At 61.4% G+C, this 14316-nt stretch carries 11 protein-coding genes; 9 read left to right on the top strand and 2 right to left on the bottom strand.

Going from position 1 to position 14316, the window contains the following annotated elements:
• Positions 1–23: 23 nt before the first annotated feature.
• Positions 24–473 (bottom strand): Lrp/AsnC family transcriptional regulator, encoded by a 450-nt coding sequence (locus BLW56_RS02780; RefSeq protein ID WP_177175774.1) that lies wholly within the window; start codon positions 471–473, stop codon positions 24–26.
• Between the two features lie 249 nt (positions 474–722).
• Between BLW56_RS02780 and exbB the strand changes: the two genes are divergently transcribed.
• The 6 genes from exbB (at position 723) to BLW56_RS02750 (ending at position 10920) form a co-directional block, all read left to right on the top strand.
• Positions 723–1562: a tonB-system energizer ExbB gene (gene exbB, locus BLW56_RS02775; RefSeq protein WP_177175773.1), complete on the top strand. Its 840-nt coding sequence runs from the start codon at positions 723–725 to the stop codon at positions 1560–1562.
• 24 nt (positions 1563–1586) lie between these two features.
• The gene (exbD, locus tag BLW56_RS02770) at positions 1587–2012 is read left to right on the top strand and encodes a TonB system transport protein ExbD (RefSeq protein ID WP_093509125.1); all 426 of its coding nucleotides are present in this window, start codon (positions 1587–1589) and stop codon (positions 2010–2012) included.
• A complete protein-coding gene (locus BLW56_RS02765; protein WP_093509124.1) occupies positions 2009–2737 on the top strand; it encodes a TonB family protein in 729 nt (242 codons plus the stop codon). Before exbD ends, BLW56_RS02765 begins: the two co-directional genes overlap by 4 nt.
• 221 nt (positions 2738–2958) lie before the next feature.
• Positions 2959–5739 carry a TonB-dependent siderophore receptor gene (locus tag BLW56_RS02760; protein ID WP_093509123.1) on the top strand — a complete coding sequence of 927 codons (2781 nt, stop codon included), beginning with the start codon at positions 2959–2961 and terminating at the stop codon, positions 5737–5739.
• A 101-nt stretch (positions 5740–5840) separates the two neighbouring features.
• Complete coding sequence (locus BLW56_RS02755) at positions 5841–8585, top strand: M16 family metallopeptidase (protein ID WP_093509122.1); 2745 nt, start codon at positions 5841–5843, stop codon at positions 8583–8585.
• A 226-nt stretch (positions 8586–8811) separates the two neighbouring features.
• Positions 8812–10920 carry a prolyl oligopeptidase family serine peptidase gene (locus BLW56_RS02750; RefSeq protein WP_093509121.1) on the top strand — a complete coding sequence of 703 codons (2109 nt, stop codon included), beginning with the start codon at positions 8812–8814 and terminating at the stop codon, positions 10918–10920.
• An 89-nt stretch (positions 10921–11009) separates the two neighbouring features.
• On the opposite strand, the gene BLW56_RS02745 is transcribed toward BLW56_RS02750, so the two are convergent.
• On the bottom strand, positions 11010–11474 hold the full coding sequence (locus BLW56_RS02745; protein WP_093509120.1) for an Lrp/AsnC family transcriptional regulator: 465 nt from the start codon (positions 11472–11474) through the stop codon (positions 11010–11012).
• A 328-nt stretch (positions 11475–11802) separates the two neighbouring features.
• On the opposite strand from BLW56_RS02745, the gene BLW56_RS02740 reads away from it, so the two are divergent.
• Genes BLW56_RS02740 through BLW56_RS02730 form a run of 3 tightly spaced genes read left to right on the top strand, consistent with a single transcriptional unit; the run spans position 11803 to position 14265 of the window.
• Positions 11803–12360, top strand: a complete 558-nt coding sequence (locus tag BLW56_RS02740; RefSeq protein WP_177175772.1) for an RNA polymerase sigma factor — start codon at positions 11803–11805, stop codon at positions 12358–12360.
• Positions 12361–12419: 59 nt separating this feature from the next.
• Positions 12420–13367: a FecR family protein gene (locus BLW56_RS02735; RefSeq protein WP_093509118.1), complete on the top strand. Its 948-nt coding sequence runs from the start codon at positions 12420–12422 to the stop codon at positions 13365–13367.
• Positions 13368–13407: 40 nt separating this feature from the next.
• On the top strand, positions 13408–14265 hold the full coding sequence (locus tag BLW56_RS02730; RefSeq protein WP_177175771.1) for an energy transducer TonB family protein: 858 nt from the start codon (positions 13408–13410) through the stop codon (positions 14263–14265).
• Positions 14266–14316 lie beyond the last annotated feature (51 nt).

Here is a 14316-nt window from a genome sequence, read left to right as displayed (position 1 = left end):
CCGCAAGCGGGCGCCAACGAAGCTCAAGGCAGCGGGATCGCGGTCGTATCCTTGATGACGTCCATCGAGAAGGTCGCCGAGATATGGCAGTCGGGCAGGAGCGCCGCGAGACTGCGAAAGACCTCGTCATAGGCGTCGACGCCCGGGAGCCTCAGCTTGAGCAGATAGTCGCCGCCGGTAACCCGGTGAAGCTCGACCGCCTGCGGCATGGCGGCGGCGGCGCGGCGCAGTCGCTCGAGCAGCGCGTCGCTCTTGTCCTGCGTTTTCAGGGTCACAAAGGCGGTCGTGCCCTTGCCGAGCCGGGCCGCGTCGAGCAGAGCAACCCGGCGGTGGATCACGCCCTCGGCCTCCATGCGCCGGATGCGGTGCCAGCAGCCGGTGCGCGAGAGACCCGCTATACGGGCGACCTCGGCGAGCGGTCGGCTGTCATCCTCCTGGATCAGCCCGAGGATCCGGATATCGATTGCGTCCATCGCGTGTCTCCCGCCCGCGCCATCCAAGTTCGAAAGGCGCGGCTGTCCGTCGCCGGTCATAGGCTCCATGACCCCAGAACGAGGGAGCGGGGCGATACCCGCAATCGCCGATGAAATATTTTTCTCGTCCGCGTTGTGGCTGCGCGCTTCGCCGTCCGTCCCAGTCCAGAAATCGGAAAAAAATTCCGGTGGTGGCGCGCGCTCGGTCCGGGCGCGCCTGCCGCCGGACACCAGACCGGGAGACCTATGATGCTGACTTCACTTCTGACCCCGCGCCAGCGCGGCGCCGGCGCGGGCCCGATGCGCGCTGGCGTGCTGGTGGCTGGTGCCGCCTCACTGTTCGTCCCTTCTGCCGCGTTCGCCGCCGCGCCGGGGTCGATCAGCACGCTCGTCGTCCCGAAAAATATCACCTACTGGCAGATGTTCGCGCATGCGACCGCTGTCGTGCAGTTCGTGATGATTCTGCTTCTTCTCGCGTCGGTCGCGACCTGGACGATCTGGGTCATGAAGCTGCTCGAGCTCAAAAAGGGCAGGGCCGAGCTGCGCGCCGACTGCGCGATGCTCGAAACCGTCGTCGATCTCGATCGCGCGCCCAAGCCCGAGAGCCCGGCTTCGGTGCGAATGCTCGCGGCCGTGCGCAGCGAAGTCGTCAAGGCGGGCGCAATCCGGTCGGTCGAGGCGGCGGAAGGTATGAAGGAGCGCGTGGCGGCACGCCTCCTCAACATCGAATCGGGCACCATCGAGAAGATGCTGAAGGGCGCGAGTGTGCTCGCGACGGTCGGCGCGATCACGCCCTTCGTCGGGCTGTTCGGGACCGTCTGGGGGATCATGAACAGCTTCATCGGCATCTCGCAGTCGAACACCACCAATCTCGCGGTTGTCGCGCCCGGCATTGCCGAAGCCCTGCTCGCAACCGCAATGGGTCTCGTCGCCGCGATCCCGGCGGTCATCATGTATAATCATGTCGCACGCTTCATCGCCGGCCAGCGCCGCCTGCTCTCCGAGGTGTCCACCAATATCGCCTGCCTCGTCAGCCATGAGGTCGATCGCCAGCTCGCCGGCGGCGCCCGGCCCGCGCATGCGGCCTGACGGTCCGGGCCGGGGAGACAGATTATGGCGATGAAGCTTTCGCACAGCGATGACGGGCTCGATCTCAATCACGACATCAATGTGACGCCGTTCATCGACGTCATGCTCGTGCTTCTGATCATCTTCATGGTCGCGGCGCCGCTCGCAACCGTGAATGTGCCGATCGACCTGCCGGTCTCGACCGCCGAAGCGCAGCCGCAAAACCAGGACCCGGTGGTGCTCAGCCTTGGCGAGGATATGTCGCTCAGCCTCGGCAACGACCGGATCGAGCGCGCAGAACTCGCCGAGCGGCTGAACGCGGCGTCGAAGGGCGATCGCAATGTCCGCATCTTCCTGCGCGCCGACCAGGTTGTGAACTATGGCGACCTGATGGCGCTGATGAACGAGCTGCGCGCGGCGGGTTATCTCAAGGTCGCGCTCGTCGGGCTCGAACAGGGCGCGGCACAATGATCGACAGCGACCGGCAGCGAGTAATTTCGGGCATCTGCGTGTCGCTGGCGGTGCATGCGGGCGCCGCGGCGGCGCTATTCGTCGGCTTTGCGAATGCGACCCCGAGCCTGCCGGCGGCCGCGATGGTGATCGACATGGCGCCGTTGCCGTCGGCGCCCGCCGAGCCCGTCGATGCGATGCCGCAGCCCGAGCAGGTGAAGGCGCAGCCGAAGCCCGTGGTCGAGGATCTGAAAATCCCGCCCGTGCCCAAGCTCGCCTTTGCCGTGAAACCCGAGGTTGCGGTGCCGCTGAAGGAAGAGGTCAAACCCAATGAAAAGCAGGCTGAAAAGCCCGCCGAGGAAACCACGCCGCCTGCCGCGCCGCAGCTTGAGCGGAAGGACGCGCCCAAGGCGCCCGCGCAGGGGCTGACGTCGAACAGCCCGTCGAACGCCGATCCGAACTGGGAAGCGAAACTGCTCGCGGCGATCCAGCGCAATCTGCGTTTTCCGGCAGCGGCGCAGGCCGCGGGGCAGCAGGATCTCGTCCGCGTGATCGTGACGATCGATCGGAGCGGACGCTTGCTCGATGCGAAGATCAAGAGCTCGCGCGGCTATGCGCTCGTCGATGCCGAGGCGCTCGCGGTGCTACGGCGCGCGTCGCCCTTTCCGAAGCCGCCCGAACGGGTGACGGGCGATCCAATCATCAAGGAAATCCCGATCATCTTCGCGGTGAAGCGTCGCCGATAACGAGGCAATGGAGACAAGATAGGGGCCGGCAGCACATCGCGCGCTGCCGGCCTTTTTCGTGCGCCGGAGGTTCTGGAATATGGCATTCTATGCCCCGCGTACCGTCCGCAGATGATCGGCAAATCGCTTTGTGAAAGAAAATTGCAGGCGCGATTGCGGTGAATCCGGCGCCCGGCCGTCCGAGAAATGAAGCAATTCTGTAACGGAGGCTGAGGGGGACTATGATGAACATGACGAAGGCGAAGCATTTCAGATTTGCGGCGGCTCTGTTGGGGGGCACGAGCTTGTCCCTGATGGTCGCACCGGCGGCTTTTGCGCAATCGGAGCAGGTGCGCTCCTACAATGTGCCGGCCCAGTCGCTGACGTCGGCGGCGGCGCAATTGTCCGAGCAGGGCGGCATGCAGCTCGTCGTCGACAGCGCGGTGGGTGCTGGCGTGCGGTCGAGCGCGGTGAGTGGCCGCATGAACGGCACGGAGGCGCTTGGGCGGATGCTCGCGGGAACCGGGCTGACTTGGCGGTCCGTCGGGAACAATACGATCGCGATCGAGCGCCCCGCGGACGCAAGCGATGGGGATCGGGTCCTCGACGTGGTTCGTATCGATGGCTCGCAGGGCGGCGCCGGTTTCGGCCGCCAAGGTCAGGCAGTCGGTGTGAACGGTGTCAACGGATCCAGGGATATTACCGCGACCGAAGGAACTGGAAGCTTTACCTCGGGCGCGCTTACCGTTGGGTCAAAGACTCCGCAGGCCATCAAGGACGTCCCACAGTCGATCAGCCTGCTGACCGACGAGATGCTCGAGCAGCGCAACGTTACCGACCTGACATCGGCAATGCGTCAGTTGCCCGGGATCACGCTGGAGCAGGGCGCGACGAGCCTCGATTATACATTTTACTCGCGCGGCTTTCGGGTCAGTAACATACAGATAGACGGTGGGGCGCCCATAAGCACCGAGTCTGGTTTGGCGCCGATCATCGATATGGCGATGTACGATCATGTGGAGCTTCTTCGCGGTGCCGGTGCCCAGTTCGGCGGCTACGGCGATCCCTCGGGGACAATCAATCTTGTTCGCAAGAAGCCGCTGGATCACCCGCAATTCACTGTAGAAGCGCAGGCGGGTAGCTGGAGCAACTATCGGATCGTAGCCGATGCGACGTCGCCACTCGCACTCGACGGGCGTCTCCGCGGCCGCCTCGTCATGACCTATCAGACGAACAAGTTTTTTTATGACACGGCCAAGGACAACAAGACCCTTGTCTACGGCATTGCCGAATTCGACCTTACGCCTTCGACCTTGCTAACAGGTGGCTTCAGCCACACCCGGCAGGCCAGCGTACCGTGGCGGGGTGGCTTGCCGCGCTACTTGACCGGCGGCGATCTCGAGCTGCCCAGGTCAATCTGTCTATGCTTCGATTGGAATCGGACGAACATCGAAACCACAGAAGTCTTCGCTGGGATGGAGCAGCGTCTTGGTGGTGATTGGACCCTGAAGGCAGATCTGACCTACACGCGGCAGTCAAACGATACCAAGGTCGGTTTCAGCAGCGGCGCAGTCAATCCCAACAACCTTCGCGGCGCGCGGCTCCAAGCGTATCAGCAAGACTTTAGCAGCGAGGCCCTTGCTGCCCAACTTGGACTTCAAGGATCATTTGAGCTTTTCGGCCAGCGACAAGAGATCGCGCTTGGCATCAGTCGTTCGCGTTCTGACGGTGGGAATAGCTTTGATTATGGTGATCCGCTGGCGAGTTCTCCGTCTGCGCCCTATCAGCCTTACCCTGGAGGACCTCTCTATTTCCTCGGATCGCCGAACGGTTCCCGACCCCAGATCGATGTGTTCGCATTCGATCCAAATGATCTGATCTTCAGCGAGCCGCGCGATGCGCTTCCGATCCAGTATCAACGCACGAACATTTCCACCACAACCACCGCCTACTTCAACCTTCGCCTCACTCCGATCGAGCGGTTGCACTTCTCAACAGGCATACGGTGGAGCCGGTCCAGCTTTGCTTCTGAAAGCGACGTTCTTTGTACTAGCATTCCCGCGACCGATCCAGGCGTGACCCCGAGCTGCTTCGGTCTTGCGATAGGGGATGCGTTGTCAACTGCTGCTATCAAGCATGGCCAAAACGACTTCAGCTGGCCCCCGGCCATTAGTTTATCATATGACTTGACCAAATCGGTTACTGCTTACCTTGGATATACCGACATCTATCGGTCGCAGTCGAACTATCTGGCGGCGGACTTGAAGCCGCTTGAGCCAATTCGTGGATCGAACTGGGAAGGCGGCGTCAAATGGGCGGCTCGTGACGGCAAGCTCAACGTGACACTTTCGGCCTATCGCATGACACAGAAGGGATTTTCCTTGCCTGATCCGCCGGACGGGTCGGGCGTTCGCGAAATATCTCCGGGAATCCTCTGCTGCTACGTGCAAAATCCCGAAAACACATATCGAAGCCGCGGTTTCGATCTGGAGGTTGCAGGCGAAGTCTTCAAAGGTTTGCAGGTTGCTGCGAGTTACAATTATAACAGTAATAAGGCTGTCGGCGCTATTTACGGTGACGATTCCGGGAGGCCGTTCAGCAGCGCACAGCCGAAGAATGTGTACAAGCTCTGGATGAGCTACGATTTTGGAGCGGGAGGCGCAGAGGGATTCTTATCCGGCTTTTCCAGCTCTATCGGCATAAACGGTCAGTCAAGCGGCTTCTATGAAGGCGAGGTTTGTGTAAACTTCGCTCCGGGATCGATTCCGAGCCCGCTTTCGGGGGCGCAGCCTTGCAATTCGTTCGAAGAGCCGGACTATGTTTCGTTCAAATATGTAGTTCCCCCGCACGCAGTCGTGTCGGCCCGCATTGATTACAGATTTTCAGATAAATGGTCGGCTACTCTTAATCTCGAGAATATCTTCGACAAGACTTATTATCAGACGGTCGCTGCGACGCCAACCAGCGGCCATTGGTATGGCGCGCCGCGATCATTCGCAGCGACCGTTCGCGGCAAATTCTAGCCACCGCTGACGTGGTTCCCGGGCGGCGAGCCGCCCGGGAATGCGAAGAGGCGCGTGCGTGGTTCCCGCCCTCTAGATGGAAAATCCTGCGAGGTTTATTTATGCGTATTCTCGTCCCGGCGTGCGCAGCGCTTTATGTGTTTGCAAGCTTCGCCCAGCCAGCTTGGCTGGGCGCCCCAGCGCTCGCAGCGGATTCCGGCGCTTCGGGTGAATTGCCGGCCGAAGCGGCTGGTGTCCTGCCGAACGGGTTTCGGTATTATATCAGGCAATCGGGCCTGCCCGGGGCGAAGATCGAGTCCAGGCTCATTGTGCATGTGGGTGCCGACAACGCGCCCGTCGAAAAAGCCGAGCTTGCGCATCTCGTCGAGCACCTGTCGATGCGGAGCTCCAAAAAATATCCGGATGGAGGGCTGTATAAACAGCTGATATCTCATAATCTTACTGCGCAATATTCGGCCTTTACCGGCCCCGACGTGACGGCGTTCAATCTGCGAACCAATGATGGCTTGGGAACTACCTTGGACGAGGTTCTCGACCTGTTGTACCAGGCAACCATCGACATGGAGTTCACGCCGGAAAACTTCAAAGCAGAATTGGGTGCGGTCATCGGAGAGAATCTGGAGTCGCTCGACAACTCCGTGCGTCGCGACGCCGTCCGGGCCATTGTATTCGATAATCCGCAATTGTCGAACAACGATCATCTTCGCCTGACGTCTGCCTTAACCATCGACGATGTCCGCGACTTCCATCGCCGATGGTACCGACCTGACAACATGACTTTGCTTGTCGTCTGCGACGGTAATCCGAAGGTGGTCGAGGCGAGAATTCGCGAAATTTTCTCAAGGGCGCCCGCAGCACCGACAGCCGATCGTATCGTGCGTACAAGCGAAGGTACGGGTCAAATCGTGCCCGGACCGGGTTCGGTTGCGGCAGCCGTCGCCGTGAGGGGATATGATGGGTCGGAGTTGCGCCTGATCTCGGGCTTCTCCAGGCCGGCAGCAGAGTCCGACATTCAAGGCAGGGCTCGGGAGGATTACCTCATTCAGCTTTCCAACGCCGTGATCGCGTCGCGACTGGCTAGGCTGCCGCTCATCGAACGTGGAAAGTTCGATATCAAAGACGTGAGATTCAATAATTATTCGGGGCTGCCGACAGATAGAATCCTGGCACTGGAAATGAAGGTTTTACCCGCTGCCTCCACCTCCTATTCCGAGGCCATGACGACCATGGGGCGCTTCTATCGTCAGCTTGCCGATTTCGGCTTAGGCCGGGAAGAGTTCGATGCGGCAAGGAAAGAGGCGGCCGCCACACTTAGCTCGCCTGCCAAGGCGAACCTTTTGTCGGCTCTGGGTCAGACGGTCATTGCGGGCGACATTTCTCGCCTTTCCAGCGTCAGGGAGAATAGCGCAGCGTCGGCCTTTGACGGGATATCTCTTGACGATTTAAATGCTTTCGTCCGGCCGCGGTTCGCGAGCGCGGCGCGGCGCTTGGCATTGATCGGCAGTGCACCGTCAGATGCCGATGCCCGTATCGCTCTTTCCGCCTTTGATTCTGCTTACACGAGAGCCTCTGGACCATTCGTTGCCGGGCCGGGCTATTCGAGCAACATCTTGACGGCCGCCGACGTCGCGAAGATCCCTGGCCGGCGGGCAATATCTGCCCGCAGCATTTCGCCCGACGTCATCGAGCTGCGTTTTGAAAGCGGGATTCGCGTCCGGTATATTTCTACGCCGAACAGTCGCATTTCGAGGCTCTATGCGTTCAGGGGCGGCGGAAGGGGAGGATATGCAGAGGCCTCGTCGAGAGCGCTCGCCGGTCTCGCGCGCTATGGATTAAACTTGAAGCTGCCTGTGGCGGGACATCCTACCCTTGCTCAGGCGGTCGGTGTGACCGGGGTGAGCGCAACCGTAAAGCTGGATGATGTAGGGGCGTCGATCGACCTCATAGGCTCGGAGGGCCTGCTGCCGGTGTTGCAGACAGCAAATCTGATGATGTCACCATCCAAGAGTGACATTCTCCAGCCTGCACGGACAGCTGCAAGTCGAGATCGCGGCAAGACACTGACGCCAAGCGGGCTGGCCGCCGCCAAAAATCTGCCGACGACGTCCGAAATCTATGATGATCGCTTCCGAAATCCGGGCGACTTCACTTTTGTCATAGCCGGCGGGCTGACGACATCCGAGGCACGCCGTGAACTGGAGCGGTACATCGGATCGCTCGGATCCGCAAAATCCGGAATTGCCGTCGACAGCGTCGGCGAGATCAAGCTCCCCGAACGGCCGACGCTGAATATCAAAACGTCCGGCTTTCCGGGCGTAGCACAGCATCGGATCTGGATCGCTGGCCGTCAGCCATTGTCGCGTGAAGACCGCCTCGGGCTTGAACTCGTCCACCGCATTCTCATGATCCGCATACCTGCCCGCCTACGAGGAGAAGAAACCGGTACTTACAGTCCCACAGGAAATCTTTTCATCTTTGACCGGCCTTCTGGCATCTCGAAGGAGACGCCTTATGAATTACATGTGGCCTTCACCTCCTTGCCCGAAGATCGCGCTCGACTGGCCAATGCCGCAATCGACGAAATAAAGCAGATCAAGTCGGGCAAGGTCGATTCCGTGACCCTCAAGGCGGCCTTCGACGGACTGCTGCAAACGGTGAAAGCTCGATTGCCCCGGCGCGATCGCGACGTCGAGCAACAGATTTTTCATTTGCGCAATGGTGACTGGCCGACGGAACCCGGCGACGCGGAACTCATGGAGCAATTGGGGGCTCAAGGCGTGCTTGCGCGGGTCGACCGCTTGCTTCGGCTCGAAGACGCAAAACAGGAAATGGTTGTAAGCGAGTAAGCCGCACTGCCAAGGCGGACGTAACCTCACACCGACGTTCCCAGTCGGGAAGGCGCCCAAATGCCTTCCCCAAAGCTGCTGGATTGACCGGCCCATGTTCACAGGGGTCCGTCCGTGCGCCTTCTTCAGTTGCCTTGGGCTGCGTCACATCCACGGAAATTCCGTTTGAAAATCTGCTGCACAAATTTGGTGAGCCGCAGACTGCGCGCTCTGAAAGGTTGAATAGATGCGCCCTTACATTCTGCTCGCAGCCGCTCTGCTTGCCATGCCCTCGTTTGCGCAAAGGACCGCGGCACCGCTTGTGGACGATCCATATGTGTGGCTCGAGGACTGGACCGGGCCGCGTTCGATGGCGTGGGTAGAGATGGAAAACCGGCGGACGCTCGAACGCCTCCAGGCCGATCCGCGCTATCGAATCTTTTACCGCGATTTGCTGACGATCGCTTCGGCCAAGGATCGTATCCCCGATCCGCACATCATTGCCGGCCGCATCTTCAATTTCTGGCGCGATGCTGAGCATCCCCAAGGCATCTGGCGCGTCACGGACCCCGCTCAGTATAGGTCCCCCAATCCCCGGTGGAAGGTGCTCCTCGACCTTGACGCCCTGTCCAGGGTGGAAGGAAGGAAATGGGTATGGAAGGGGGCCGAGTGCCTCGACCCCGAGGAGCGGCGGTGTCTTCTGTCGTTATCCGATGGCGGAGAGGATTCGGTAACAATCCGCGAATTCGACATCGACAGGAGAGAGTTCGTCGACGGGGGCTTTGTCCTGCCACCTTCGAAGCAAAGTGCAATCTGGGTGGATAAGGACAGGCTTCTGGTCGCGCGCGATTGGGGCAAAGGGAGCATGACCGCGTCGGGATATCCCTTCATCGTCAAGGCGCTGAGCCGGGGCGACGACCTGGATTCTGCGGTGGAGGTTTATCGGGGGGCGGCTACCGATCAGGTCAGTTCGGCGCCGTTCGTTCTCCGCGATGGGCGTGGCAATCGCGCTGTGTTCGTCACGCGAAATGTTACCTTCTTTGAAAATGAGACTTATCTTTTGACGGCGACGGGTACCAAGCGCGCTCGATTGCCCGGCAAGGCAAGCATTGCAGGTCTGGTTGACGGACATGCCATAGTGTTGACGAGAGAGGAATGGACTGCAGGCGGGGAGACGGTTCCTGCCGGCGCAGTTGCAGCAGTGTCGCTTGTCGATTTGGGGAATGGCGGTGACCTTGTACCGCGCGTCCTGTTCGTGCCCCATGCGCGCCAATCGGTCAGCAATGTGATCGCGACCCGCTCGCGCTTGGTCGTGACGGTAGACGACAATGTCCGCGGGCGGGCGCTGGTCTTCACGCCAGATACATGGAAGTCCAAGAAGCTCGCTCTGCCCGATAATATGGCGATCAAGATCGCCGCGGCGAGCTCCGGAAGCGATGCAGTCTATTTCAGCGTGACCGGCTTTCTTGACCCAACCACTTTATGGTTCGTGGATGCGGTAAAACCAGCGTCGCTCAAAAAGATCAAGGCTCTGCCCGCGCGCTTCGACACCAGGGGGCTGATTACCGAGCAGTTCGAGGCAACATCGAGCGATGGCACGAGGATACCCTATTTCGTCGTACGTAGAAAGGATGTGCGCGAGCGGCCGATGCCGACGATTATGACCGCGTACGGCGGTTTCCAGGTGTCTCGCATGCCGTTCTACAGCGGGGGCCTGGGAAAGACCTGGCTGGAACGCGGCGGCAGCTTTGTCCTCGCCAATATCCGTGGTGGCGGCGAATTCGGCCCGGCGTGGCACGAGGCGGGGCGCAAGACCAAGCGCCAGATCGTTTATGACGATTTCGCCGCGGTCGCGTCGGACCTGATTGAACGCAAGCTCACGGAAGCTGGGAAGCTGGGCATCTATGGCGGATCGAACGGTGGCCTGTTGATGGGGGTCGCCTTCACTCAGCGCCCCGAACTATGGAAAGCGGTCGCGATCCAGGTGCCGCTTCTCGACATGAATCGCTATGAACAAATAGCTGCCGGTGCCTCCTGGGTCGACGAATATGGGTCCGTGTCTGTTCCCGAAGAACGGGCCTTCCTGCGGAAGATCTCACCCTATGCGAACATTCGCAAGGGCACCTCCTATCCGGAACCTCTGATCTGGACGACGACAAAGGATGATCGCGTGGGACCGCAGCATGCCAGGAAATTCGCTGCGCGTCTCAAGGAATATGGCATACCCTATCTCTTCTACGAAGATCTCGCAGGCGGTCATGCGGGCGACGCGGATGTCGAGCAAGGCGCCCGGCTTCAGGCGCTGCAGATGACCTATTTCACGCAGAAGCTGATGGGCTCTGAAACGAAGCCTTGATCGAAGCTGTAGGAGCAAATCGTCGATTTGAGTGATGCCGACGCTGTTAATGCGATCGGCGTATAATGCGCCACACCAGCAACAATATATCAGCTGGCTACAACCGGAAGCTCAGTCACGCTTTTGATGCGCTCCATCGAAAAGCTTGCGTTGACGTCGGTGATGCCGGGGATTCGAGCGATCGCCCGGTAGAGTTCGTTGTAGGCAGCGAGGTCGGGTGCGACGATCTTGAGAAGATAGTCGATGTCGCCGGTCATCCGGTGACATTCGACGACCCAGGGTATCGCCGTGATCGTCGCGGTGAAGCTGTCGATCCATGCCTCCTGATGGCTGGTGGTGCGGATCATCACATAGCCGGTGAGCTTGAGGCCGATTTTCTCGGGCGCGAGGATCGCGACGCGCGGACCGAGAATGCCCGCCTCCTCGAGTTTTTTGATCCGTCGCCAGCAGGCGGTGTCGGAGAGGCCCGCGATCTCGGCCAATTTGGCTACGGTCAGATTCGCGTCGCGCTGCAGCTGCTCAAGAAGCCTTTTGTCGAAAATGTCGAGTTTCATCCGCCTGCCGTCCCTTTTTCGAGCAAAATGCGCAAAAACCGCTTCATCTCTGGGACGCGTTGCAATGGCCAACACCGCAATAGTGGTTACAACTTGGTGACGGCAGCATGACGCTCGTCTTTCATTCCTCGGGGGAGATGTGGGGCGAGTGCCTCAGACCTGCCTTGTCGGGGATAGCCGGGACGGAACTTTTGTTTGGCCGATGGCCGCCGCATGAAATTATTTTCCTGTTGCGGTATTTTCGATCGTCATACGTCTTGGTGATAGGGGAAGTGGGAAACAGTCTATGGTTCCGACACGGCGCGACGCGAAGCTTGCAGAAACCGGCATGGCCGGGGCTTCCGCCGCGCTGTCCGGACCGGCGCTCTTGCGCGACGAATATTTTCGTATCCGGCCTCTGCTCATCCAGTTCGTGCAGCGCCAGATGCGGCCGCCCGATCTTGCCGAAGATGTCGTCAATGAAATCTATCTCAGGCTCGACCGCGTCGACGAGACGCTGAGCCATCCCGCCGCCGCCAAATCCTATCTCTACCGGATGGCGGTCAATCTCATCACCGACGATGCGCGCAGGGCAATGTATCGGAACGAGCGTCTCGCCCAGTCCTTTCCGCTTCAGGCCGAGGCCGATGACGGACATGAGGGCAGCAGTATCGCCCGCAGCGAGCTCGCGATCGTCGCCGACGCCTTTGCCGAGCTCCCCGAAAAGGCACCCGACATGCTGATCTACTCGCGCGTTCACGGGCTGACGCACAGTGAGATCGCAGCAAAGATGGGGGTCACAACCTCGCTCGTCGAAAAATATATCGCACGTGCTATCGCGCATTGCCGGAGCCGGCTGGAAAGCTCGGACGCGGCAAGCGAAGCGCGCGCGGCAAATGGTCCGTAACGGTGTTTATTGTTGGAGCAGGGATTGCGGTGTTTTGAAGGTGTGGCCGTCCGAGCGATATGACTGAAAGCGATCAGAACAGAAGGGCCATCGCCAAAGGTCCCGATGCCGCGCAGGAGGCCGCGGACTGGCTCGCGCGCATGACGTCGGGCGACGTGAGCGCGGCCGACTTCGCGGAGTTTGGCCGCTGGATCGAAAATCCCGACCATGCCGAGGCCTATAATGAGGCCGAGCGTATCTGGATGGCGCTCGGCAGCGTCATCGAGACCCCCTCGAACGTCGTTCCGCTGCGCCCCGCGAAGCCTTCTCTTGGCTGGCGCCGGTTCGCGGCGATGGCGGCTTCGCTCGCGGTCGCGGTGGCAGGCGCCTATCAATATCAGGCGGTCTGGCAATATGATCATGCGACGCAGGGCAGCGCGGTCGCCTCGCTCGTCCTCGCCGACGGCAGCAGGGTCGAGCTCAACACGAACAGTGCGATCGATTATGAGTATCGCGATGGCGTGCGTCATGTGACGCTCGCAAAGGGCGAGGCCTTTTTCGACGTCAAGCGCGATACCGCGCATCCCTTCGCCATCGATGCGGGCGGCGCCGAGGTGCGCGTGCTCGGCACGGCCTTCTCGGTCCGCCGCGACGCCGACGGCGGCGCCGTCGTCGTCCAGCGCGGCAAGGTGCGCGTCACGACGCCGCACGGGCGCGTCGACCTCACGCCCGATCAGGCGGTGCGCTACGATGCCCGCCGCATGTCGGCGATCGAGCCTGCCGACGCGTCGAAAGCGCTCTCCTGGTCGCGCGGTCTCCTCGTGATCGAGGACAAGCCGCTCGGCGAGGTAGTCGCCGAGCTCGACCGCTATTATCCAGGCGTCATCGTCCTCGCCGACGACAGGGCGGCGAAGACGCGCGTCGGCGCCGTCGTCGAAATCGCGCGCATCGACGACTGGCTCGCGGCGCTCGAGAATTCGCACGGGGTCGATGTCACCGTCTTGCCGGGTGTCACCTATATCCGCTAGCTTTGGAGGAACGCATGAAGCGAGGGCTGATGATCGCATAATGGCCGCTCCGAACCGCCTTCGCCCCTCGTTCGAGCGCGGCCTGCAATCGGCGCGGCGTATCCCGGGCGGCGCGGTTCTTTATGAAGTCGTCTTCGGCGAACGGCGTCCTCCCCGTGAAATCATTCCTGTCCCCCTCGATCGCGACGAGGCGCGGCGCAGCGGACGCGAAGTCCCGGTCGGCTGGCTCGTCGCGGTCGCGCTGCATCTCGCGCTCGGAGTTCTGCTGCACGCCGGCTACGCTCCCGAACGCGCCCGCGATCCGGTGCCCGAGCGCGGCATGATGGTCGAGCTCATCGCCGAACCGCGGTGGGCGGGCGGCGTCAAGGCGGCGCAGCCCGACGCGGCGGGACAGATGCCGAACATCACGGACGCGCCGGGCGGCGGTGGTCGGCGCGCGGTCCTCGCAGCGGCGAGCGAAGCGCCGCTCAGCGTCGCGGTCGGCGAAGGCGAGGCCGATGAAGCAGCCGATCCGCCCGCCGCGAGCGGCCTTCCGGCCGCAGCGCCGCGCGAGGTCGCGATCGTCCCCGCCGCGGTTCCGGCAGGCCCCGGCAAATCGCCCGAAGAAAGGAGATGGGAGAAAGCCATCGTCGAGCGGATCGAAGGCCGCAAGCGCTATCCGAAGGGCGCAGCCTCGGGCGGGATCGAGGATCTCATCCTCCTGCGGCTCGTTCTCGACCGAAGCGGAGCCCTCGTTCGGGCGGAGGTCGCCAAGAGCCGCAGGCATCAGCTTCTCGACATCGAAGTTCTTGAACTCGCGCGCCGTGCTGCGCCTTATCCCAAGCCGCCGCCTTCGGTCACCGGAGACGCTATATCGCTCGTCGTGCCGGTCGAGTTCGCCCTGGGCAAGGCGCGGTAGCAGGCGCCTCGCGCGCGCCTCGCGAGTTTTATGGGCTGCAAGAGATTGCGT

The sequence above is a fragment of the Sphingopyxis sp. YR583 genome (assembly GCF_900108295.1).
In the GTDB taxonomy this organism is placed as follows: Bacteria; Pseudomonadota; Alphaproteobacteria; order Sphingomonadales; family Sphingomonadaceae; genus Sphingopyxis.
The sequence above is the reverse complement of the archived record's forward strand: the minus strand, read 5'-3'. Positions and strand labels throughout refer to the sequence as shown.

Coding starts and splice junctions, on each gene's coding strand:
- BLW56_RS02735 (WP_093509118.1), top strand. CDS start 12,420: ATGACTGAAAGCGATCAGAACAGAAGGGCCATCGCCAAAGGTCCCGAT.
- exbB (WP_177175773.1), top strand. CDS start 723: ATGCTGACTTCACTTCTGACCCCGCGCCAGCGCGGCGCCGGCGCGGGC.
- BLW56_RS02760 (WP_093509123.1), top strand. CDS start 2,959: ATGATGAACATGACGAAGGCGAAGCATTTCAGATTTGCGGCGGCTCTG.
- BLW56_RS02780 (WP_177175774.1), bottom strand. CDS start 473: ATGGACGCAATCGATATCCGGATCCTCGGGCTGATCCAGGAGGATGAC.
- BLW56_RS02740 (WP_177175772.1), top strand. CDS start 11,803: ATGGCCGGGGCTTCCGCCGCGCTGTCCGGACCGGCGCTCTTGCGCGAC.
- BLW56_RS02765 (WP_093509124.1), top strand. CDS start 2,009: ATGATCGACAGCGACCGGCAGCGAGTAATTTCGGGCATCTGCGTGTCG.
- BLW56_RS02755 (WP_093509122.1), top strand. CDS start 5,841: ATGCGTATTCTCGTCCCGGCGTGCGCAGCGCTTTATGTGTTTGCAAGC.
- BLW56_RS02750 (WP_093509121.1), top strand. CDS start 8,812: ATGCGCCCTTACATTCTGCTCGCAGCCGCTCTGCTTGCCATGCCCTCG.
- BLW56_RS02745 (WP_093509120.1), bottom strand. CDS start 11,474: ATGAAACTCGACATTTTCGACAAAAGGCTTCTTGAGCAGCTGCAGCGC.
- exbD (WP_093509125.1), top strand. CDS start 1,587: ATGGCGATGAAGCTTTCGCACAGCGATGACGGGCTCGATCTCAATCAC.
- BLW56_RS02730 (WP_177175771.1), top strand. CDS start 13,408: ATGGCCGCTCCGAACCGCCTTCGCCCCTCGTTCGAGCGCGGCCTGCAA.